A 21,391-nucleotide genomic window follows, 5' to 3' on the forward strand; every position below is an offset into this window, starting at 1 on the left:
TTTGCCGAACGTTGTGTCCAGGTGCAGGCTCTCGGCGAGCTTTTCCATTGGGCTGGGCTGATGCTTTACACGGAGGCATGCGGTGACGGTTACGCGGGTTCCAGTTTCTCATCTGCGATTGAAGCGCGCCTACGAACCTGCGGCTCCAGAAGATGGAATTCGAATTCTCGTTGATCGGCTTTGGCCGCGTGGCGTCAGCAAGGATAAGGCGGCGCTCGACGAGTGGAACAAGGATATTTCCCCGAGCACGGAACTGCGCAAATGGTTCGGGCATGATCCAGAGCGATGGAGCGAGTTTCAGCGGCGGTATCGGACGGAGCTTCGTGAACACGAGACGGATCTGGAGCGCATTCGCAAACTCGCAAAGGCGCAGACCGTCACGCTTATCTATAGCGCGCATGACGAGGCGCATAACGATGCCGTGGTTCTGAGAGATGTGCTTCTTGGAAAGGCGGCGCGCTGAGGCCCGTGAGAGATAAATCCGAAACGCTGGACGCTCTTCTTTGCGACATCCGGGCTTGCCGCGTTTGTCTGGACAATCCGCGATATGGAGATCCGCTGCCTCACGAGCCGAGACCGGTCGTGCAGATCTCGAAGACGGCGCGCATTTGTATCGCCAGTCAAGCTCCGGGCACGCGGGTACATCGTTCCGGCCGTCCGTTCGATGATCCGTCTGGAGTGCGATTGCGCGGCTGGCTCGGTATCGACGAGGTGACATTCTACGATCCGTCCAAAGTAGCCATCATACCGATGGGCTTTTGCTTCCCTGGTCTCAGATCTAACGGAAGCGATCTTCCTCCGCGTCGCGAATGCGCGGAACTCTGGCGAACGAAATTATTTGCGCGGCTACCGAACCTGCAACTGCTTCTTGTCATCGGCGCCTACGCGCAACGATGGCACTTGGGAGCGAGCGTCGGCCGGCAAGGTGTCAACGATACTGTTGCGCAATGGCGGAGCTACTATCACGCGGATCCGGCGTTGCGCATGATCCCGCTACCGCATCCGTCGTGGCACAATAACAGATGGCTCATGAGTCATCCGTGGTTCGAGACGGAGCTTCTCCCAGTGTTAAGAACGGACGTGCGCAAATTGTTGTTTTGAACACTGCATAGGTGTGAGAGGGGGGGCGCTGGTTTCAGGGTGGCTGAGCGCTTCAAACTCAATCCGGATTCATCATCGAGCGGACGTAGAGCCAAGGCGTAAACTTCTGCCTGAATTTTGGTCCTTTGCTCGGGCGCTCTGTGCGCGGCGGTTTGACTTTGTATTCTCCCGTCCATCCGGAAACCGGGTGCTTGTCTACGAGCCGACGCATAAGTGAGCCTGCGGGTGGAAGCAGGTATTTTGAGACCTTGGCGCGCCGGAATACTTCATTCCACAGATGAAGGAATTTAGCTTCGTTCAGGCGTTGGGCGAGCGCGTCGTGCTGTGCCGGGACGAGAACGTTGAGCGCCTCGCTATAGTGGATCGGGTAACAGATTTCAGGAGGATAGGCCGCTTCGATCCGATTCTGCTCTTTTAGAAGTCGCGTTACGAGGCCTGGGCCAATTTCACCCCACGCTGCGTTGTCACCGACGTGCATCGCGATAGCTGCAGCTTCCCTCATCAAGCTATCTCCTGCCTCGAAACACAGGAGGGCATTGTTTACGAGGACATCGTCTTCCCAAGCTGCGAATGGAGGCGTCAATGCGATGTCGTCCGACATGCACACGACATCCGTATCGACCCACCAGCCTCCGCGTTCGGCAAGTAATTTGTAGCGAAATAAGTTGGATCCCGCTGCGAACGACCCTTTTCCCGCGCCGCTTTTGTAAGCGAAACACTCTTCTCGAGCGAGAATTTCAGAGGCGTCTTTCAGGACGACTCCCTTGGGAACTTTCAGTGAGTCGTCATAGCAGTAGAGATGGAACGAATGTCCGTGATCGATAAATGAACGCAGGCACAATTTTTCATACGGCGAAATCGATGATCCAACCCAAAACGACTGGAAAACTTTGCTCACATTCGTGGTCCGATGTTGCTCGTTGGTTGCGCGTCGGGAAAGTAGTCGGACGCTGCCTACCGAAGTCGTTAGTTGATCGACAGCGGCTCGGCTAACACGATGGATTAGCCGAAACAAGCAAACAAGAATCGGACTCAATGCGCGCCGGGAAAAAATCCGGCATCGACACTTCTTGCAGCTGGAGTTAGCGTCACCTCTCCACGGTTCCGGAATGGATCCGCGGCGGGTTGGGGACGTTCGCAAAATGATGATCGATGACCGAAGCTCCCATGAAGCTTGGGTGCATGCCGCTTTGCGCGAAGATCGCAAACTCATGCATCGTCAGATCAATTTGGCCTGCAATGAAAACGTGCTTTCGCTAGCGGGCGAAGCGGCTCTGTCGTCAGACTATTATTCGAGATATTTTCTCGGGACATGCGAAGGCCGAGGCTATGAAACAACCACAGTTCTTAATGGTCTTGTTTTAGGGAATCTCCCAGGACTCAATCGAATAGAGGAACGAGCGCATGCCGCGGCGTGCACGCTGTTTGGTTCGAGCCATGTTGAAACCCGGTTTCTTTCGGGACTTCATTGTGCTGCGACCGCGATCCTAGGGTTGACCAATCCTGGAGACACTATTTGGAGTTTGGATCCCCAGATGAGTGCCGGTCACTTTGCGACGAGGGGGATTGCTCAATGCTCCGGAAGACGGCACGACTATCTTCCCTGGAATGTCGACAGTCACGATTTTGATGCTTCAGAAATTTCTCGCCGAGCGAAGCAACACGCCCCAAAACTGATTTTCTTGGACTGCGGTGCACCACTCTTTCCACTTCAACTGACATCGCTTCGTGACATAGTCGGAGACCAGACGCTCATTGTCTACGACGCCTCCCATTCGCTAGGGCTGATTGCTGGCGGCCGGTTTCAAGCGCCGTTGCGTGACGGGGCCGATCTCTTGCAGGGAAATACGCACAAGTCATTTCCTGGGCCGCCGAAGGCGATCGCTCTTTGCAACGATGCGAGTATCTCTGCTGTCGTCGCGGAAACGTTGTCGTGCGCAACGGTTTCTAGCCAAGAGACGGCGGCCACGGCGGCGCTGCATGTCACCATGCTAGAGCTGCTAGAGCACGCGGCTGACTATGCAGAAGCTCTTACAGATAATGCTCAGATATTTGGCCGTGAACTCGCCGCACATGGTCTATCGCTTTTCAAGGTGGGGGCCGAATTTACGGAATCGCATATTCTGTTGGTCACCTTCGATTCTGATGACAAGACGTCGAAAGTTGCGCGACGTCTCATCGAAGCGGGGTTATTGTGCAATGCTCGCCGGATTTATGGAAAGCCTACGCTCCGGATCGGAATGCAGGAGATTACCCGGCGCGGTATTGAATATTTCGATCTCAAGGAGCTCGCGCGAATTTTTGCGGCAATTGTGAAAGACGAGGCGACCTCTGGTGACTTCGACGGAATTTCCGAAATGTCGCGACGTCTTTCGGGAAGAGAATATGGCTGGGGGGCAGCTACTGAGTCTGTGATGTCGCGCGATATAGAGGTTTCACGGTCTGTCGATCAAACTCTATAAATTCTCCTAGCTTTTCCTGGCCGTCACCCTTGTAGAGTCCGGCATGGGGCCAGAACGTCATCTCTCCTAGGTAAATGCGGTCTTGGCTCTGATAGAGATCGATCCGAACGTATTTGAAATTTTCTGCCAGCTTTTCAGCTGCCGCGATAAGGTGGGTCCAATTCTTCGGTCGTTTGAAGTCATTCCCCTTTTTGTAGTGAAGTGAAAGGCGAAACTCGAGATCACGACCTTCAGGAGTGAGCGTTTGTTCTTTCGTATCGACGCCGCGATCATAGAGGAAATGGACGAAGCCGACTTTGCCACTTGAACAGTGGAATTTATAATCCGGAGGCGGTGCCGGGTTTTCCGGTTCCATGAACTCTTCTGCGAAAATTTTTCGCGATATGAACTCGTATCCCCATTCGCCTGCGTGAGCGCCATGGGGGGCGCGTTGCAACGATTCAGAGAACTTGCTCTCAAGTGCGGCGAGATCCAAAGTCGATTTGTCTCGAACAAGTACAACAGAACCTGAATCGTGGTTTGTTTTAAGGACGAAGCTTTTCGGTAGTTTATCGAAATTTATGTCCTGGAATGTGTCGGCAACCTGATAGATGTCGAGCAAGCAGGACGTTCCGAGTTTTTCTTTCGCGAATTCGCGAACACCCAGTTTGTCGCTGCACTGAATGATTTGATCGCTTTGGTCAAATAGTTTTAGCCACTGTACTTTGTCGTTCAGCGAGCGGCTATTCACGAGGTTGGGAAATTTTCCGAGCGCGTTGAAATACGAGCGGTGGATCTTTCGATAGAGTGGCCAATGGTCCGATGTGAGCGGAAGTCTGCTCTTATCCTGAATCCATTTCAGGCGAATTCGCCCCGACAGTATTTTCGATTGGGCGAATGTTTGTGAGTTCATCTTGTATCCTGCCGATTGGCACAGAGAACCGAACGCCGATATTTGGTAGAAGATTTCTTGATGTTTAGCTACCGGGTTGCTGGTTCGATCTGCGCTTGCTCTACGGAGACAGCCCACGGAACGCAGTCTTCATTGGCGCGTTTATATCGTGTTGTTTGTAGGGGCTGAATGGAATTTCACGTTTGGCCCTCAATTGATTAAACGCGCTGGAGTCGGAAGGGCGAGCGATGGACTCTCTCGCAATTGTAAACGCCTTTGGCGCGGCTAGTACGATTGTTGCTGCGATTTTCATCGCGTCGAATTATTCGCCGCGCATCATGGTTCTTGGTTTTTGCGTCTTCGTGTTCGCGAGCGTGGCTTGGATGCTCTCGGGCTGGCTCGATCAGAAGCCGTCTCTGATGGTTCAGAACGGGGTGCTGCTCGTCGTAAATATTGCCGGCATCTGGCGGTGGCTGCCTAAGGCGAACTAGGCGGCATCGCGCTGTTTCGCGCCTTGTGGAGAGGCGGTCGAAAGACCACATTTATTCGAGCGGCGTACGAATCTACCGTCGATGGACTGTGTTCGTTCGTCCGCTTTGCGCGCGTTCGTGCGGCTGCCTGTCGAGCGCGGATCATATGCCGGCGTTGCCGGTGACTCGGAGCATACCATGAGCAAACGCTCGCCTCGGTCCGACTCGTCGCACGATGCAGAGACGGCTGAGTGGAAGGATGCGATTTCCTCCGTTATTGCGTTCGAGGGAACTGGGCGCGCGGATGATATTCTTGCCGAGGTTGTGCAGCGCGCGCGAGCAAGTGGTGCCGCGATCCGGTTCGCGTCCAGCACCGCGTACATCAATTCCATTCCGCTAGAAGACGAGACGAAGCATCCAGGGGACCGTGAGATCGAACACCGGATCGTCGCCGCGATCCGATGGAATGCTGCGGCGTTGGTCGTGCGGTCGAACAAGGAGAGTTCCGAACTCGGCGGGCACATCGCCAGCTATCAGTCTGCGGCGACGCTCTACGAAACCGGGTTCATGCACTTCTGGCATGCGCCGACGGACGATCACGGCGGCGACCTCATTTTGATCCAAGGACATTCGTCGCCCGGCATTTATGCTCGCGCGTTTATTGAAGGGCGACTCGACGAAGACCGGCTTCTGCATTTTCGGCAGGAGGTCGGCGGGCGTGGTCTGTCATCCTATCCGCACCCGTGGCTGATGCCCGACTTCTGGCAGTTTCCGACCGTGTCGATGGGCCTTGGTCCGTTGATGGCGATCTATCAGGCGAGATTTCTCAAGTACCTCCACAATCGCGGGCTTGCAGATACCGAGAAGCGCAAAATTTGGGTGTTTTGCGGTGACGGCGAAATGGACGAGCCGGAAAGCCTCGGCGCAATCTCGCTCGCCGGACGAGAGAAGCTGGACAATCTGATCTTCGTCATCAACTGCAATTTGCAGCGGCTCGATGGGCCGGTGCGCGGCAACGGGAAGATCATTCAAGAACTGGAACGCAATTTTCGCGGCGCGGGCTGGAATGTTCTGAAAGTTATCTGGGGCTCGCAATGGGACGAGTTGTTGGCGCGTGACGACACCGGCCGGCTGCGTCAGTTGATGGAAGAATGCGTTGACGGCGAGTATCAGGTTTTCAAATCGCGCGACGGCGCGTTCATTCGCGAGAATTTTTTCGGCCGCTATCCTGAGACGGCGACATTGGTTGCCGACTGGTCTGACGAGAAGATCTGGCGGCTAACGCGTGGCGGACACGATCCGTCGAAGGTTTATGCAGCGTATGCGTCTGCCGTTGCTCACAAGGGTGAGCCGACGTGCATTCTTGCCAAAACCGTCAAGGGTTACGGAATGGGCGCGGCGGGCGAAGCAACGATGCTCGCGCACCAATCTAAAAAGATGGACATCGAGGCGCTGAAGCATTTCCGCGATCGCTTCAAGGTTCCGTTGTCGGATTCGGAAATCGTCGACCTTCCGTTCATTCGTTTTCCCAAAGGTTCGGTCGAGGACGACTACCTGCATAAAACGCGCGAGCGGCTGGGCGGGTATTTGCCATCGCGGCGTGCCAAGTCGGTCTCGCTGCAGGCTCCGCCGCTGTCGATGTTTGAGACGCAACTCAAGGGATCGGACGGCCGCGAGATTTCGACGACGATGGCGTTCGTGCGGATCCTGAATGCGCTGATGCGCGACAAGGACCTTGGGCGGCGTATCGTGCCGATCATACCGGACGAGAGCCGCACGTTCGGCATGGAAGGCATGTTCCGGCAGTTCGGTATTTTCAGTCAGGTCGGTCAGCTTTACCGCCCGCAGGATGCTGACCAGCTTATGTTCTACAAGGAAGATAAAACCGGGCAGGTCTTGCAGGAAGGCATCAACGAAGCGGGCGCGATGGCTTCGTGGATGGCGGCGGCGACGAGCTATTCGACGTCAAACGTTCCTATGGTGCCGTTCTATATTTTTTATTCGATGTTCGGTTTTCAGCGTGTCGGCGATCTTGCGTGGGCGGCAGGCGACGAGCGTTGCCGCGGTTTTCTTCTCGGTGGAACGTCGGGCAGAACAACGCTGAACGGTGAGGGGCTGCAACACGAAGATGGTCACAGTCATGTGCTGTCGACGACGATACCGAACTGCATCTCGTATGATCCGTCGTTCGGCTATGAAGTTGCGGTGATTATTCAGAATGGCCTCAAGCGGATGCTTCAGGATCAGGAAGATGTGTTCTTTTATCTGACGCTGCTGAACGAGAACTACGCCCACCCCGCGATGCCGGAGGGCGTGGAAGATGGCATCGTCAAGGGCATGTATCTGTGGCGTGCCGCTGAAGAAGGGGCGGGCCATAAAGTTCAGCTCATGGGGTCTGGCGCCATTCTGGGTGAGATCATCGCGGCGGCTGATTTGTTGCAATCGGATTGGGGTGTTGCGGCGGACGTCTGGAGTGTTACGAGTTTCACGGAGCTCGCCCGCGAGGCGCAAGACGTCGAACGGTGGAACCTGCTGCATCCGGTTGAGATGCCGCGCATTCCGTATGTCACGCAGAAGATTTCGGAACGCGGCGAAGGGCCCGTTATTGCATCCACCGACTACATGAAACTTTATGCCAACCAGATCCGTTCGGCTGTGCCGAACCGCTTTCGCGTTCTGGGAACGGATGGATTTGGACGATCTGACTATCGGCGCACGTTGCGGTCATTTTTCGAAGTCGATCGTTATTTCATTACGTTGAGCGCGCTGCAGGCGCTGGCGGACGAAAACAAGATTCCGTCAATCAAATTGGCCGAAGCTATCGCGAAGTATGGGATTGATCCTAACAAGCCCAATCCGGCCCGCAGCTGACAAACGACAGGTTATCGAAATGGCGCTGGTTGACGTAAAAGTACCGAATATCGGCGATTTCGAGAACGTCCCCGTTGTCGAAGTTCAGGTGAAGACGGGGCAAACGGTGGCCGCCGACGAGCCGCTGATTACGCTCGAAAGCGATAAGGCTGCGCTCGATATTCCGGCTCCGGAAGCAGGGCGGGTTACAGACATTCTCATCTCGGTTGGAGACAAAGTCAGCGAGGGCGCGGTCATTCTGCGTCTCGAGACGGGCGGTACCGGGAAGAAGGATAGTAAACCGGCGGATGACGAAGACGACGACAAAGGCGACGAAGACAAAGCGAATACAGATCATCACGAGTCTAAGCGTGAACCGCAGTCGCGCGAGGATGAGGAAGCTCGGCCAGAGATGCCACGTGCGCCTTCATCGCTGCCGGTGGAGCCGGGACTTGTGCATGCGAGTCCATCGGTGCGCCGGATAGCGCATGAACTCGATGTCGATTTGACCAAGTTGAAGGGGTCGGGTGAGAAGGGCCGGATCACCAAGGACGATGTGAAACGCCATATCGCGGAGAGCGCGGGCAGCGCGATGTCGCACGGCGTCGGCATTCCTGAAATCCCCGCTCAAGACTTCGCAAAATTCGGTCCGATTGAAACGAAGCCGATGTCGCGGCTGCAACGCCTCGCCGGTCCGCATCTGCATCGTTCGTGGCTCAACATTCCGCATGTCACCAATTCGGATGAAGCTGACATTACGGAACTTGAAAGCTATCGCAAATCTCTCGATGAAACGGCGAAGGCTTCAGGATATCGCGTGACGCTCGTTTCATTTCTGCTGAAGGCTTCCGTTTTCGCGCTGAAGCAACATCCGAACGTCAATGCGTCGCTCGCGCCGAGTAAAGATGCGCTCATTCTCAAGCGCTATTACAACATCGGCGTTGCGGTCGATACGCCGGACGGGCTTGTCGTGCCTGTGATCCGAGATGTGGATCGGAAGGGCATTCTGGAGCTGAGCCAGGAGCTGACCGCCGTGTCGGAACGGATGCGCGAGGGGCGGATTACGCCGACGGATATTCAGGGCAGCACGTTTTCCATTTCGAGTCTCGGTGGGATAGGCGGAACGGGTTTCACGCCGATCGTGAATGCGCCGGAAGTCGCTATTCTTGGTGTTGTGCGGGCGGTGATGAAACCTGTTTGGGACGGCAAGACGTTTCAACCGCGTTTGATGCTTCCGATTTGTCTTTCCTACGATCATCGTGCGATCGACGGTGCGCTTGCCGCGCGTTTTCTGCGGAAAATGAGCGATGCGCTTAGCGATGTTCGCCAGCTTGTGCTTTAGCGGGCGCTCTCACGATCGTGCCTTCTCTCGGGAGCATGGACACCAGAGATGAGTAAACAACGGATTCGAATTCCGGATATCGGCGACTTCGAAGATGTGCCGGTTATCGAGGTATTGGTGAAGCCGGGTGCAAGGGTCGCCAAGGAAGACGCATTGCTCACTCTCGAGAGCGACAAGGCGTCGTTCGATGTTCCTTCGCCCGCAGACGGCGTCATCGTTGACGTGCTCGTTAAGGTGGGCGATCGCGTGAGCGAGGGGACGGAGATTGCGGTCCTTGAGAGTAGCGACAAGGACGACGCTGCCACCGCTGATGCTGACCCTTCGAAAGGCGAGAAGCAATCAGCGTCTTCTCGGGAAACGTCGGTGCAATCGAAGGAAAAGCGCGCGGCTGCGGACCACGAGTGTGATGTGCTTGTTCTTGGCTCAGGGCCGGGCGGGTATTCCGCTGCATTTCGCGCGGCTGATCTTGGTGCGCGAACGGTTTTGGTCGAACGGTGGCCGGTGCTTGGCGGCGTGTGTTTGAACGTCGGCTGTATCCCGTCGAAAGCGTTGCTGCATACGGCTGGCGTCATTGAAGCTGCTCGGGCTCTTGAGCGGCAGGGTGTTCGTTTCGGTGCGCCGGAAGTCGATCTCAAGGCGCTTGCGGCGCATAAGGATGCGGTCGTCACCAAGTTGACGAGCGGTCTCGCGAGCATGGCCAAGGCGCGCAAGGTCACGACGCTCACCGGAGTGGGGGCGTTTGTTGACGAACATTCTTTGAAGATTACGTCCGGCGCGCAGGAAACGATTGTTCGGTTTGAGTCTGCGATCATTGCGGCGGGCTCGGAAGCTGTGCGCTTGCCGTTTCTTCCTGATGATCCGCGCATCGTGGATTCGACCGGCGCGCTGGAGTTGCGACACGTGCCGAAGTCGATGCTTGTCATCGGTGGTGGTATCATCGGTCTTGAAATGGCGACGGTCTATTCGGCGCTGGGTGCGCGCGTCGACGTCGTGGAGGTTCTCGACGGATTGATGCCGGGAGCGGATCGCGATCTCGTTGCCGTCTGGCAGAAGTTCAATGCGGGCCGCTTTGGTCGGATCATGCTCGATACGCGCGTTGTCGCGGCGAAGGCAAAGCAAGACGGTATAGAGATCACCTTCGAAGGCAAGAACGCGCCGGGCGAGACGATGCAGTACGGGCTTGTGCTCTCGGCAGTCGGTCGAAAGCCGAATGGCAACGCGATTGGAGCCGAGAAGGCGGGGGTTCGGATTTCGGAGCGAGGGTTCATCCCCGTCGATCGTGAGATGCGGACGAACGTCAGACATATCTTTGCGATCGGCGATGTCGCGTGCGAGCCCATGCTTGCACACAAGGCCGTGCATGAGGGGCACGTAGCGGCGGAGAACGCAGCGGGAAAGCGGAGTGCGTTCGATGCGCGGCAAATTCCGTCGGTAGCTTACACGGACCCAGAAATCGCTTGGGCGGGATTGACCGAGACGGACGCGAAGGCGCGGAGCATTCCCTATCGTAAGGCAATTTTTCCCTGGGCTGCGTCAGGCCGGGCGCTTGCGAACGGACGTGCGGAGGGCTTCACCAAGCTGCTCTTCGATCCCGAAACAGAGCGCATCGTAGGGGGCGCTATCGTTGGCGTTGAAGCGGGCAATCTGATTTCCGAAGTGTGTTTGGCGATCGAGATGGGCGCGGATGCCGTCGATATCGGGAAGACGATCCATCCGCATCCCACGCTGTCGGAATCTATCGGGATGGCAGCCGAGGTTTTTGAAGGGATCTGCACCGATCTGCCGCCGCAAAAGCGTGTGTGAGATAACTTGAGCAGACTGCGGCCAGCTATGCTGCTTGTTCGCGTGTGTCTTTGATCTTCGTTTCCGGCAGGGCGCAAGCGACTGTGGTGAATGCGACGAGACCTATCGATGCAAGTGCCAGGAAGGCCGCTTCGACGCCGAGACGATAGGCGAGGTAACCACCGAGCGCGGTGCTGATCGCAGCGCCGAGGCCCATGGCAATGCCGATGAAGCCCAACGCGAGATTGAAGTTTCCGCTTTCCTCAGTGATGTCGGCGACGGAGCTGGCGACGAGCACGCCGAGCGCGGTTGCTGAGATGCCATCGAGAATCTGAATCGTCACGAGAATAGCGGGTTCCGTCGTTGCGGCCAAAAGCACGATGCGGATTGGCAGCGAGGCAAATCCAATCAGCAGCAATTTGTGGCGTCCATATCGGTCGGCGTAGCGTCCGACCGGAGCGGATGCGAGCGTAACGATGATTTGCGGACCGATAATGCAGAGCGCAACGAGCGCCGTGGCCGCCTCGCTGGAACGGAGCGTAATGATATTGGCGACAAGCGGCAGAACCGCAGCATTCGAAAGATGAAAGAGCGCGACGCTGATGGCGAGGATCAACAGCGGCCGGTGACCTGAGAGTTCTTTGAGCGCGTTTCTGAAATCGTAGGTCGTGTCTTCGATCTGCGCAACTTTATGATGTTTGAGATCTTCGCTCGAAACGAACTGCAAGGCGATGAGTGCTGGGATCACCATCGAAGCTGAAACGAAGAACACCGCTTGGCTCGTCAACAGATAGCCGCATACGCCCATCGCTATTGCGGCGACCACGCTGCCCGCTGAACCGAAAGCCGCATTGCGGCCGAGGCGCTCCCCGATCAGGCGGTGGCCCACGAGACGCAGGCTGAGTGCTGCGAGTGCCGGACCGATGATGACGCTTGCGGCAGCATGCAGCGTCTGGGCGAGGATGACGGCTGAAAAGCGTGGCCAGAGCGCGATGCAAAAGGCGCTGATGCCGATGGCAACCATTGCAATGCTTGCGAGAAGCTTTTCGCGGCGGACAGCGTCGACGAGCGCGCCGCCTGGGAGTTGGCCCAAAAGCGCGATCACGCTGACGATGGTGAAGACGAGGCCTATGTCCGCGTTGGTCCATTTTTCAGTCGTCAGGTAGACGCTGAGAAACGGGCCAAAGCCCATCTGTACGTCGGCAACGAAGAACGCGAACCAGTCGATGCCTTGTCCACTTCGGCGCGCGGATTTTAGAGTGCGTGGGCATTCCCTTTGCTCACGTTTCTGCATCGCCTAATCCCATCCGCTGGTGGCGCGCATAACGCTCTCATTTTCCGGGAGCTTGTGACGGCTTCTGTTGTGGCGGGGCGTTGGAGGAGGCAGCCGCTTTGCCAGGAGGTGAGCTGCTCGTTGCGCCAACGACCACGATCGGTTCGCCGTGCCGATACTCCGGCGAGACGCGGAGCTCGTCTCGCGTCATGTCGACGACAATCGCCTCCGGCGTGAAGCGGAGCGCAGACCATGCGATCGCAATCTTGCGCGTGCCGACTCCCAGGAAGCCGCCGAAGTCTATTATGGCCGCGCGAATGTCACCGGACTTGCCGGCGATGACGTCCGTAATCTGTCCGAGTTTTTCGCCAGTGGCGCTTTTGATGTCTTTGCCGAGCAGGCTTTCGACTTCGGTGTCATCGACTACTACGGCCGGCGTTCCCTCAAGTTTGGTGGGCAGATCTTTGGGATCTCCTTTTCGAGGTGGTGAGGCTTGTGGTGTATCGGAGGTGTGCGGCGGCGTCTGGGGCGGCGAAGCGGCTTGGGCACCGACGTTGCCGGACTCAATCAACACAAGGGTCAGCGCTACGGCGCTCGTCCATGCAATTCGCCCGGTATGTTTCATGCGTTTTTCTTTTCTGCGCATTTGGCCGTGGCTTGCGGCAGAGAAAAGACGGTCCTGCGATGGCTAACTCACCAACCGATGTGGGGTTCCTGAGCAAACTCGCCTTCGAAACGGCGGCAGTGGCCCCTGTCGTTGCGAACCAATTGGCGTAGCCGCGCGTTGCCTGTGACAGGCAACCGTTCCGGGACATTCTATGGCTAAAGAAAAATTTGCGTTGGCGTTAGGGGGCGGAGCGGCCCGTGGATGGGCGCATATCGGAATTTTGCGCGGATTGATCGAGGCAGATCTCGAACCGGATATCGTTGTCGGCACGTCGATAGGTGCCATCGTTGGAGGCCATTATGCAGCGGGTCGGCTGGATGCTCTCGAAGAGTTCGCACGCCAGCTGACGCGTCGGGGCGTGTTCGGCTATCTCGATCTCAGCGTTTCGGGGTCTGGGCTCATCACCGGACAGCGCCTGTTCGACCGGTTCGACGATCATCTGAGCGGATTGAAGATCGAAGATCTGCCGACGCGGTTTGCGGCAATCGCGACCGATCTCTCCAGCGGGCATGAGATATGGCTGCGGCGCGGATGCGTGAATGAGGCGGTGCGCGCGTCTTCCGCCATTCCGGGGATCGTTCGCCCGGTTAGCATCAATGGCCGATGGCTAGTGGACGGGTGCCTGGTCAATCCCATTCCGGTTTCGGTCTGCCGTTCGATGGGCGCGCGGACGGTCGTTGCCGTCAATCTGACGAGCGAATTCGGGCGCGGTGGAATTCTTTTGGACGACGACGAAGAAACCGTCGAGATCGCGCCAATGGAGTCTGCGCCGCCTGTGCCGATTACGCGATGGAATGGGCGCGGCGCGCTACAGTTGCTGCATCGGCAGCTCTTCGGACATCGTGAGGAGGCGGCTCCCGGTATTACGTCGGTCATTCTAAATTCGTTCAGCATTTTTCATGATCGGATCGCGCGGGCGCGGCTGATGGGTGATCCGCCCGATCATTTGCTGGCGCCTGATCTGGCGCACATCGGTGTTCTCGATTTTCATCGTGCCGATGAGATGATTGCGATGGGACGCGAGGCGATCGAGCCGTTTCTGCCAACCATCGCGCGGCAGGTGCGTGATCGGACGGCGGCCCCTGTGGCCGGGCGCCTCTTTTCGCCCGCAGAAGCAACGAACGGCAAATGAGGCGTTTGGGGTCGGGCAGGCCTTTTGCTTGGCTGGGTCGAGCGCTTGAGGGGCGCCAAAATGCGCAGCTTGCGCGGAATGCGTAACCTCTTGTATTAAGCGCCAATCGCGCTTCGAAAAGCGTGCTCCTGGGCGGGGTCCTCGCTCGCGTATTCTTCTTGGTTTGCCGGCTTAGCACAGTGGTAGTGCACCTGATTTGTAATCAGGGGGTCGCAGGTTCAAATCCTGCAGCCGGCACCATTCCAAAAATCAGCAAAAGAAAAAGGAGCAGAGATGTCTCTGCTCCCAAAACTTGATTCGTCACGTTCCGCTCATCAGAGCGTTACGGGCACCACCAGAGCGGGCCGACCATGATGCAGCCGCGACGCTGCCAGTCACCCGGGCGCTTATGATGGCGATGCCAGTTGGCGGGCGCTCTGTCGTAGCGATGGCCCGGCTTGTAGTGCCGCTTGTTGTGGCGGTGTTGACGGTAGTGCTTCTTGTTGTTCCGATAGTCGACCGTATGAAGCGTTGACGTGGATGAGGTCGATGCAATCGCTTGCGTGTTCGCAACGGTGACCGCCGACGCAGACGTTGCCGGGACGGCGAACAGCATGGCGAACAGAGCAATGGTTTTAAATTTCAAGATTATCTCCAATCTCGCTAGTCTCATTGATGCGGCGGCACCGCATCTCAGTGAGGTAACGCCGCGCGGGGACTTATCCGTCGAATTCGGGCGGAATTATCTTCGCAAAGCATAAATGCCGGATGTTTCCGAGATTTGGACCGAGATGCTCATCTCAATGGTGCTGTACTCTCGTGCGCACACGCTCGGCGGGCAGATTGTGCGTACGATGATGGCGCGCGATTGCCGCGTCGCGATTCATTTCGTCGCGATTAGTTCCTGCTCGGCTTTAGGAGAAGTCCCGCGAAGAGCAAGGCACTGTCGAGGTAGCGTTTTGCTAGGCGCCGCGGATTGGACGCGAGCCGCCACGCCCATTCCAGTCCGGTCTTTTGAAAAACAAGAGGCGCGCGGGTTTGTGCGCCGACGATGAAGTCGAGAGCGGCGCCGATGCAGACCATTCCGCAAGCGATGCCTTCCGCGCGTGCGCGTTCGGCGAATACCTCTTGCTTTGGGGCGCCGAGTGCAACGAAGCACAGGCGCGCGCCTGATCTCTTGATTGCGTCGAGTGCGGCGTCTGCTTCAGCGCCTTCGGGATTGAACGACAGTGAAGGCGAAGCTGCGCCGCGGATGTCGATCGACCCATGAGTCAGTTCGCGAAGCTTTGCGCTGACGTCGCGCAGAATGTCCGGCGAGGAGCCGAAGAGATAAATCGGGAGATGGGATGCCGCGGCGGCGCGGATCAGCGGCAGGACCATGTCCGCGCCTGTGGTGCGTTCAATTCGCTCGTCTTGCCGCCGCGCCAACATGGCGACCGGCGCGCCGTCGGCCGTAACGATGGTGGCGTTGGCGTACGCCCGTCGGAAGGCATCGTTGCGGCGAAGCTTGACCAAGTGATCGAGGTTCAACGTGAAGACGGTGAAGGGGACAGCAGCGTGAGCGCGGTCGAGAGCGGAGTCGATGGCGTCCGCGAGATCGGGCGAATTGATCGTGTAGCCGTCAACGCGGGCGAGTATGGATTTCGGCGATTGCAACATGGTCGTCCGCTTAATGGTTATCGAGCGGACAGTTTCAGTTGGGGTGTCCGCCCAATGGGTATCGAGAGGGTCAGCAAGTTCCATGCCCGCATCCCATTTGTTCGAACTCTAGACCAAAAATGCGAATATTGGGCCTTGTGCCCTAAGCGGAGGATGCTTCGTTCATAGTCAAAATTGCTCCGGCCAGGCGTTCACCTTCCGGGTCCAGTACGTCCAATGTCTGGATAAGATCGACGCTGGCCGTTCTGCCTTGGCGGGCGAGCAGGAACACCTGACTGACAACAGGCAGCAGGCTCGCGGTTGCTTCGTCTTCCAGCACGCTGCCGGCGTCTATGACGACGAGGTCGTAGCCCGGGCAGAGGGCGCTTAACCCGGTTACGAGGCGGCGGCGCTGATCGCTTTTCAGCTTGCGGAGATCGGCGAGCGCGATCGGCAGGAACGCGAGGCCGGATCCTGCATCGTGTGTCGTGATCTGATTGAGATGATCCTTGTTGTCGAGCTTGATGACCGTGGTTGGCTGCAACGATGTTGCGAAGGCTCTCGACAGTTCCGGATTCGAGGATGAGGCATCGATCAGCAGTGTGCGGTCGCCGTTGAGCGAGGCTGCATAGGCGAGAGCAAGTGCCGCCGTCGAGTTTCCTGCCCCGTGATGTGGCGAAGCAATCATGACGACGGGCGGATGGCCAGCGCGTCCGTGCGCCATGATGCGCGCAAGAAGCCTTAAGACGGCTTGGCGATAGCGGCTATGGTCTGGGGTTCTTGGATCAGCAATGGTGTGTAAGAGCGCTTTGAACTGTTTCGCATCCGGGATTTTAATGTTGGCTGCGGTCGCGCCTCGGCCGCCCCGCGTCTCTGTCAAAACGGGGAGGGCGGCGACGGACTCGAGGCCCAAATCGGTGGCCAGTTGAGCGGGGGATTGGATCGTTTCATCGAAGCTGTGTGCGAGGAACGCCCAGCCCAGCCCGAGGCCAAGTCCGCTGACAAGGCCCGCTCCCAGGACCAATATGGAGCTCGGGTTGGACGGCTTCGATGGCACGGATGGCGCGCTGATAATGCGTGCGTCCGGCGTTGATATTTTTTCCTGCTCGTTCGTTTCCTTGGCGCGCTGAAGAAATTGGCGCATCAACTCGCGGCTTGTCATCACTTCCTGCAGGATTTCGCGTGCCTTGATCTCTGCGGTTTGCGTGCGGGTTACATCCTGCTTGGCATCTTCGAGTTCGTGGACGAGATCGCGTTCGCGTTTTAGCGCGGCCTGATAATCATTTGCGGCGGCTCCCGAGATGCGGACAAGTTCGGCGTCAATCTGGTTTTGCATCTCGGTGAGTTGGAAGCGCACGTCTACGAGCACCGGGTGACGCGCTCCCAATTGCGATGACAGAGAGGCTTCGCGCCGGGCTATCTGGGCGTATTGATCGCGCAGCCGCTGGATGAGGGGTGACTTCAGCGCTTCTGTATTGAGGCTTGCGCCGAACGAAGATGCGAGCGTGCTTTGGATTTGCTCGTGGCGTGCGCGGGCTTCGGCGGTCGCGGCGCGTGCGGTCGTCAATTGTTCGCTTAACTTGGTGAGCTGCTGTTCGGCGACGGCGCGGCCTTCCGCCGTCAGAATGGCATTGGCGCGTCTATAATTGTCGTAGCGCGCCTCGGCACTGCGGACAGTGGCGCGAAGTTCGTCGAGGCGGGCGTTGATCAGAGCGTTGGCGCGCTTTTCGTCGGCGCTTTTGGCGTCCATCTGATCGGCGAGATAGGCGTCCAATACTCCCTGGGCGATTTGAGCCGCCCTTTCCGGCGACGATGACGTGGCGTCTATATTGATGACGTACGTGTTCGCTGCGCGTTGCACGCGAACGGTGCGGGACAGCGCATCGAGTGCCCGGTCGGCGGCATTGCCGCGAGGAACTTGCGGGACGACGAGGCTTTTTATCCGGGCGAGGAGGCCTGGATTGTCTCCCGTCGCTTCCGGATCATTTGCCAAGTTAAGGCTATCGACCACGCGCTTCAGTACTGAGCGCGACTTGATGATGACGATCTGGCTTTCGAGCAGCGCCGCATCCGGATTGTAACCGCTTGCCGCGGCGTTGTTCGTGACGACTTTGGGATTGCGGAGATCGACGAACAGCGAAGCCGACGCCATGTAAGCGGGTCGGCTGACTGCAAGAAATGCCAGAGCGGCTGCGAGCGTCAGGAGAACGGAGACATAGATCTTGCGCCGGTTCCGTTGGAGGCCGGCAAAAAGATTGTCCGTCGTTGGCGGGTCTCTCTCTTCATATGACTCGACGATCGAGGATCCGGTGTTCTGCGCTCTGCGTATCGGCATTCCAAATGACCTGTGCGGCGCCGGGTAAAGTGAACGACTGATGCCTGAAGATTATCGAGAGCATCGAAGTGTCTCATTTTGCGCCGTTGACGTATTAAAACCAAACGCAGCTGCCTTGAGGTTGCAAAGATCGACGCAAGCACGTCGCGCGCTTTCCAGCCCGGGCAGCTTTTCTGAACGGTCATTTTGCAAGAGGTATGCCCAAAGTCCCGGCAGGTCCCGGTGAGGCGGGATATTTATGGTGGCCGGGGGACTTAGGTGGGGTTGAGGCCTAATACGGAAGCAGTATGGAGATAGTGAATTTTCGATAAATTTAGTCCGGCAGAAATAATCTAAGGCGGCGCTATATCTAGGCCCACGAAATGCATTGTCGGTTCACGACGAACGATCCGGTTCGTTGGAACGTGACAGGGAAGTTACTCGTGAACAGCGGCGCAAACAGTATTGCGGCTGATACCAAGTTGAGATGGCCGCGCTTTGCGCTGACATATCCTCGTATCGGTGCCGCAGCTTTCTTCATCGAGATTCTTTGTATCATTGCCGCTGCGGTAGCGACGGGCAGTGCGTATCACGTTCTGGTCTACGGATCGTTGGGTTCAATCGGGAGCTTCGCGGCCATCGGCGCCCTTATCGCGATGGGGTTTGGACTCGCATCCCTCATCCGCGAAGAATACGGCGTCGAGAGCCTTCTCGATGGTCGCCGTACAGCGGGCCGGTTGTTCATCAACTGGAACATCGTCTTCGTTGCACTTGCAGTGATCGGCTTTCTCACCAAGGGAACGCAGATCTATTCGCGAGGCTGGCTGACGCTCTTTTACGTCTTCGGCTTTATCACCGTGCTTTTGTTCAATGTTGGACTCCGCGCGTTGATTTCGCTGCTGATTGCCCGCAGTTGGGTGCGCTGCCGGAAGCTTATGATTGTCGCGACCGATACCGATCTATCCGACCTCGAACGGGAGATCGTGAGCAGCGCGGCTGGGTTCGCGGTTGCTGCGCGCATGACGCTTGGCGATAGCGATGCGGATCGCGCGGATCTCGACGCAGCGCTCAGTTCCGCCGTGGCAAAGGCGCGGGCGCTGGGCATCGAAGACGTCATCATTTCAAACTCGCTTTCGGGCGAGCATACGTTGGAGAAAACCGTAGCGGCGTTCAGTGCGCTTCCGGTTGCCATTCATTTGAGTGCGGGTGGCTTTCTTGCGCGGTTCAAGCACGTGCGCGTTGCACGCTTCGGCCACGCTGCGGCGCTGTCAATTACGCGCGCGCCGCTCGGCTCATTCGAAGCGGCGGCGAAGCGCGCTTTCGATTTCATCGTCGCTAGTCTGGCGCTTGTGCTTCTTGCGCCGCTCTTTGCGCTTATCGGATTGGTGATCAAGCTCGATAGCAAAGGGCCGGTGTTCTTCAAGCAGCGGCGGCGTGGCTACAACACGGCGGAGTTCCGAATTTGGAAGTTTCGCACCATGACGACGCTCGACGACGGTGACACCATTCGGCAGGCAACCAAAGGCGACGCGCGCATAACTGCGATCGGCAATTTCCTTCGCCGGACGTCTCTCGACGAACTGCCGCAGCTCATCAATGTCATCAAGGGTGAGATGTCGCTGGTGGGGCCGAGGCCGCATGCGGTGGCTCACGATCGGGAGTTCGAACGCCGGATTGCTGACTATCCCCGTCGGTTGAATGTGAAACCCGGAATTACCGGCTGGGCGCAGGTCAATGGCTTCCGGGGTGCTACGATCACTGACGACGCCATGCGCCAACGCGTCGAGCATGATCTTTTTTACATCGATAACTGCTCGATGGGTTTCGATCTCTACATTATTCTGCTGACGCTTATTTCGCCTAAGGCGAGCCGGAACGCGCTCTAGAGGGTGCTTTTCGGCTGATCCGGGGCCTGCTGTGGCCATGGCGGCGATGCTACGGTTACGCCAGAAACGGCTGATAGCGATTGTCCGGCCCGTGCTGTTTAGGCGATCTTCAGATAATCTAGGCAACGATTCTACTGCGGTGGCGAACTGCCGGCGCACCGACGAGACCTGGAGCTGCCCAATGCGCACGCCTTCTCTAATAGCACTCGCAGCAACCGCTGCGGCGCTGCTTTCTGTTAGTCAGCCGGTGTCCGCGTTCGATGCACTGCATCGTCCGGACCTGCGCTATCGCCAGTTCGATCCGGATAAAGCGGCGGACCTCGAACGTTATTACGGCTACTATTACTCTCCGCGTGGATGGTATCCCTACTACAACTCGGGTGAGTGGGGTCCGCGTCAGGTCCGGCGCTATCGCGGACATTTGCCGCCATATTACGCGTCGTGGGGATCGCCCAAGCGCAATTATCGCCATGTCGAATGGCATCGCCGTCATTACGGCGGACATCGCCGCGGCGATTGGTAAGCAACGACATCGTTTTCAGATTGAGTCGATCGGCGGCGTTCATAGCGCCGCCGGACGCGTTTTTGGGGGACGCGTTGGAGTATGCGTCCGCGGGATCAAGCCTTCGTTCGCTGCTGGCGTGAGGCCATTGCCGCATAGAGCGCAACTGCTGCGGCATTCGATACGTTCAGGCTGGCGAGCTGGCCGTCCTGCGGGATGCGCACAAGGCTGTCGCACGTTTTCCGCGTGAGTTCTCTCAAGCCTTTGCCTTCGGCGCCCATGACGATTGCGGTTGGTCGAGACCAGTCGGCGTCAGCGATCGATTGTTCCGCTTCGCCATCCAGACCCAAGACGGTAAAACCCGCTTCCTTCAGTTCATCGAGCGCCCGCGCCAGGTTGGCCACCAGCGCGACGGGTACGAGTTCCAGTGCGCCCGAGGCCGATTTTGCGAGAACGCCGTTAAGCGGAGGACTGTGCCGTCGCGTCATCACGAGGCCGCTGGCCCCGAATACAGAAGCCGATCGCAGAATCGCGCCGACGTTGTGGGGATCAGTTACCTGATCGAGCACAATCAAGGGCCGTGCGTTCGCATCTTTTGCGAGATCTTCAAAGTGGGGCTCTGGAAGCGGCTCCGTCTCCAGCAGCACCCCCTGGTGGACCGTATCGGCACCGAGGCGGCGATCCAGGTCCCGGGGTGTGACCCGTTCAATCGGGGGGGAAATCGCGCCCAGGGCCTCGATAAGCCGTCGCTCAGCGTTCTCTGTCAGTAGGAGCCGGTGGGCGCGTCGCGCTGGGTTACGGAGTGCAGCTTCTACCGCGTGCAGGCCGAAGAGTTCGAGCGGGCCATCGTGCCCCGCCGAGCCTTGCTCTCCCGGCGCGCCGTGCCGCTGCGGCTTTCCGCCCGACGCCGCGCCGCGGGCGCGTTCTAGGCGGCTCGAAAAGCGCTTTTTCTCGCGCCATGGCTTCTTGAAGCGTTCGTTTGACAGGGCTGATCTCGCACTTGAATGGGCGGCTTTCGGCACGCCGGCCCGTTCTGGCGGGCCAAGCAGAGCTGAGAAGCGGCTAAGCACTGGATGTCGCCGCGACATTGCAGCTTTTCCGATTGACAGGGAAGGCCCCCGT

Annotated in this window: 18 protein-coding genes and 1 tRNA gene; 11 read left to right on the plus strand and 8 right to left on the minus strand. The window is 57.9% G+C overall.

Annotated elements, in window-relative coordinates; translation table 11 throughout:
* Positions 1-82 precede the first annotated feature (82 nt).
* Together DLM45_RS14205 and DLM45_RS14210 are read left to right on the plus strand one after the other, a co-directional pair.
* Positions 83-463: a DUF488 family protein, N3 subclade gene (locus DLM45_RS14205; RefSeq protein ID WP_181337719.1), complete on the plus strand. Its 381-nt coding sequence runs from the start codon at positions 83-85 to the stop codon at positions 461-463.
* Positions 464-468: 5 nt separating this feature from the next.
* On the plus strand, positions 469-1,101 hold the full coding sequence (locus tag DLM45_RS14210; RefSeq protein ID WP_425485217.1) for a uracil-DNA glycosylase family protein: 633 nt from the start codon (positions 469-471) through the stop codon (positions 1,099-1,101).
* Between the two features lie 58 nt (positions 1,102-1,159).
* On the opposite strand, the gene DLM45_RS16700 is transcribed toward DLM45_RS14210, so the two are convergent.
* Positions 1,160-1,999 (minus strand): glycosyltransferase, encoded by an 840-nt coding sequence (locus DLM45_RS16700; protein WP_181337720.1) that lies wholly within the window; start codon positions 1,997-1,999, stop codon positions 1,160-1,162.
* A gap of 244 nt (positions 2,000-2,243) precedes the next feature.
* Between DLM45_RS16700 and DLM45_RS14220 the strand changes: the two genes are divergently transcribed.
* Positions 2,244-3,563, plus strand: a complete 1,320-nt coding sequence (locus DLM45_RS14220; protein ID WP_181337721.1) for a PLP-dependent aminotransferase family protein — start codon at positions 2,244-2,246, stop codon at positions 3,561-3,563.
* On the opposite strand, the gene DLM45_RS14225 is transcribed toward DLM45_RS14220, so the two are convergent.
* Positions 3,502-4,572, minus strand: coding sequence for an ATP-grasp fold amidoligase family protein (locus tag DLM45_RS14225; protein ID WP_181337722.1), 1,071 nt, complete (start codon positions 4,570-4,572; stop codon positions 3,502-3,504). The two genes, DLM45_RS14220 and DLM45_RS14225, sit on opposite strands and share 62 nt — an antisense overlap.
* Positions 4,573-4,682: 110 nt before the next feature.
* On the opposite strand from DLM45_RS14225, the gene DLM45_RS14230 reads away from it, so the two are divergent.
* The 4 genes from DLM45_RS14230 to lpdA all read left to right on the plus strand — a co-directional run bounded on the left by DLM45_RS14230 (position 4,683) and on the right by lpdA (position 10,899).
* The gene (locus tag DLM45_RS14230) at positions 4,683-4,925 is read left to right on the plus strand and encodes a hypothetical protein (protein WP_181337723.1); all 243 of its coding nucleotides are present in this window, start codon (positions 4,683-4,685) and stop codon (positions 4,923-4,925) included.
* A 177-nt stretch (positions 4,926-5,102) separates the two neighbouring features.
* Positions 5,103-7,775 carry a pyruvate dehydrogenase (acetyl-transferring), homodimeric type gene (aceE, locus tag DLM45_RS14235; RefSeq protein ID WP_181337724.1) on the plus strand — a complete coding sequence of 891 codons (2,673 nt, stop codon included), beginning with the start codon at positions 5,103-5,105 and terminating at the stop codon, positions 7,773-7,775.
* Positions 7,776-7,794: 19 nt separating this feature from the next.
* Positions 7,795-9,096 (plus strand): 2-oxo acid dehydrogenase subunit E2, encoded by a 1,302-nt coding sequence (locus tag DLM45_RS14240; RefSeq protein ID WP_181337725.1) that lies wholly within the window; start codon positions 7,795-7,797, stop codon positions 9,094-9,096.
* 48 nt (positions 9,097-9,144) lie between these two features.
* Positions 9,145-10,899 (plus strand): dihydrolipoyl dehydrogenase, encoded by a 1,755-nt coding sequence (gene lpdA, locus DLM45_RS14245; protein WP_181337726.1) that lies wholly within the window; start codon positions 9,145-9,147, stop codon positions 10,897-10,899.
* Positions 10,900-10,924: 25 nt separating this feature from the next.
* Here lpdA and DLM45_RS14250 read toward each other — a convergent pair whose 3' ends face one another.
* Entirely contained in the window at positions 10,925-12,172 is a 1,248-nt protein-coding gene (locus tag DLM45_RS14250) for an MFS transporter (protein ID WP_181337727.1), read from the minus strand.
* 37 nt (positions 12,173-12,209) lie between these two features.
* Positions 12,210-12,776: a PRC-barrel domain-containing protein gene (locus tag DLM45_RS14255; protein WP_181337728.1), complete on the minus strand. Its 567-nt coding sequence runs from the start codon at positions 12,774-12,776 to the stop codon at positions 12,210-12,212.
* Between the two features lie 193 nt (positions 12,777-12,969).
* Here DLM45_RS14255 and DLM45_RS14260 point away from each other — a divergent pair, with 193 nt between their 5' ends.
* Complete coding sequence (locus tag DLM45_RS14260; RefSeq protein ID WP_181337729.1) at positions 12,970-13,950, plus strand: patatin-like phospholipase family protein; 981 nt, start codon at positions 12,970-12,972, stop codon at positions 13,948-13,950.
* A 165-nt stretch (positions 13,951-14,115) separates the two neighbouring features.
* Positions 14,116-14,190 (plus strand) — tRNA-Thr (locus DLM45_RS14265).
* Between the two features lie 82 nt (positions 14,191-14,272).
* On the opposite strand, the gene DLM45_RS14270 is transcribed toward DLM45_RS14265, so the two are convergent.
* From DLM45_RS14270 to DLM45_RS14280, 3 genes are all read right to left on the minus strand, one after another.
* A complete protein-coding gene (locus DLM45_RS14270) occupies positions 14,273-14,575 on the minus strand; it encodes a hypothetical protein (RefSeq protein WP_181337730.1) in 303 nt (100 codons plus the stop codon).
* Positions 14,576-14,826: 251 nt separating this feature from the next.
* Complete coding sequence (locus tag DLM45_RS14275; RefSeq protein WP_246317409.1) at positions 14,827-15,672, minus strand: WecB/TagA/CpsF family glycosyltransferase; 846 nt, start codon at positions 15,670-15,672, stop codon at positions 14,827-14,829.
* Positions 15,673-15,730: 58 nt separating this feature from the next.
* Entirely contained in the window at positions 15,731-17,902 is a 2,172-nt protein-coding gene (locus DLM45_RS14280) for a GumC family protein (protein WP_181337731.1), read from the minus strand.
* A 422-nt stretch (positions 17,903-18,324) separates the two neighbouring features.
* Here DLM45_RS14280 and DLM45_RS14285 point away from each other — a divergent pair, with 422 nt between their 5' ends.
* Both DLM45_RS14285 and DLM45_RS14290 read left to right on the plus strand, forming a co-directional pair.
* Positions 18,325-19,767, plus strand: coding sequence for an exopolysaccharide biosynthesis polyprenyl glycosylphosphotransferase (locus tag DLM45_RS14285; RefSeq protein WP_181337732.1), 1,443 nt, complete (start codon positions 18,325-18,327; stop codon positions 19,765-19,767).
* A 181-nt stretch (positions 19,768-19,948) separates the two neighbouring features.
* The gene (locus tag DLM45_RS14290; protein ID WP_181337733.1) at positions 19,949-20,290 is read left to right on the plus strand and encodes a hypothetical protein; all 342 of its coding nucleotides are present in this window, start codon (positions 19,949-19,951) and stop codon (positions 20,288-20,290) included.
* Between the two features lie 95 nt (positions 20,291-20,385).
* On the opposite strand, the gene rlmB is transcribed toward DLM45_RS14290, so the two are convergent.
* Positions 20,386-21,357, minus strand: coding sequence for a 23S rRNA (guanosine(2251)-2'-O)-methyltransferase RlmB (gene rlmB / locus DLM45_RS14295; RefSeq protein WP_181337734.1), 972 nt, complete (start codon positions 21,355-21,357; stop codon positions 20,386-20,388).
* Positions 21,358-21,391 lie beyond the last annotated feature (34 nt).

Origin of the sequence: Hyphomicrobium methylovorum, assembly GCF_013626205.1 — a bacterium.
Taxonomy (GTDB): Bacteria; Pseudomonadota; Alphaproteobacteria; order Rhizobiales; family Hyphomicrobiaceae; genus Hyphomicrobium_B; species Hyphomicrobium_B methylovorum.

Excerpts from the sequence above, each read along its gene's own strand:
- DLM45_RS14220 (WP_181337721.1), top strand. The coding sequence starts at position 2,244 with ATGATGATCGATGACCGAAGCTCCCATGAAGCTTGGGTGCATGCCGCT.
- lpdA (WP_181337726.1), top strand. The coding sequence starts at position 9,145 with ATGAGTAAACAACGGATTCGAATTCCGGATATCGGCGACTTCGAAGAT.
- DLM45_RS14280 (WP_181337731.1), bottom strand. The coding sequence starts at position 17,902 with ATGCCGATACGCAGAGCGCAGAACACCGGATCCTCGATCGTCGAGTCA.
- DLM45_RS14240 (WP_181337725.1), top strand. The coding sequence starts at position 7,795 with ATGGCGCTGGTTGACGTAAAAGTACCGAATATCGGCGATTTCGAGAAC.
- DLM45_RS14255 (WP_181337728.1), bottom strand. The coding sequence starts at position 12,776 with ATGAAACATACCGGGCGAATTGCATGGACGAGCGCCGTAGCGCTGACC.
- DLM45_RS14275 (WP_246317409.1), bottom strand. The coding sequence starts at position 15,672 with ATGGAACTTGCTGACCCTCTCGATACCCATTGGGCGGACACCCCAACT.
- DLM45_RS14250 (WP_181337727.1), bottom strand. The coding sequence starts at position 12,172 with ATGCAGAAACGTGAGCAAAGGGAATGCCCACGCACTCTAAAATCCGCG.
- DLM45_RS14260 (WP_181337729.1), top strand. The coding sequence starts at position 12,970 with ATGGCTAAAGAAAAATTTGCGTTGGCGTTAGGGGGCGGAGCGGCCCGT.
- DLM45_RS14230 (WP_181337723.1), top strand. The coding sequence starts at position 4,683 with ATGGACTCTCTCGCAATTGTAAACGCCTTTGGCGCGGCTAGTACGATT.
- aceE (WP_181337724.1), top strand. The coding sequence starts at position 5,103 with ATGAGCAAACGCTCGCCTCGGTCCGACTCGTCGCACGATGCAGAGACG.
- rlmB (WP_181337734.1), bottom strand. The coding sequence starts at position 21,357 with ATGTCGCGGCGACATCCAGTGCTTAGCCGCTTCTCAGCTCTGCTTGGC.
- DLM45_RS14290 (WP_181337733.1), top strand. The coding sequence starts at position 19,949 with ATGCGCACGCCTTCTCTAATAGCACTCGCAGCAACCGCTGCGGCGCTG.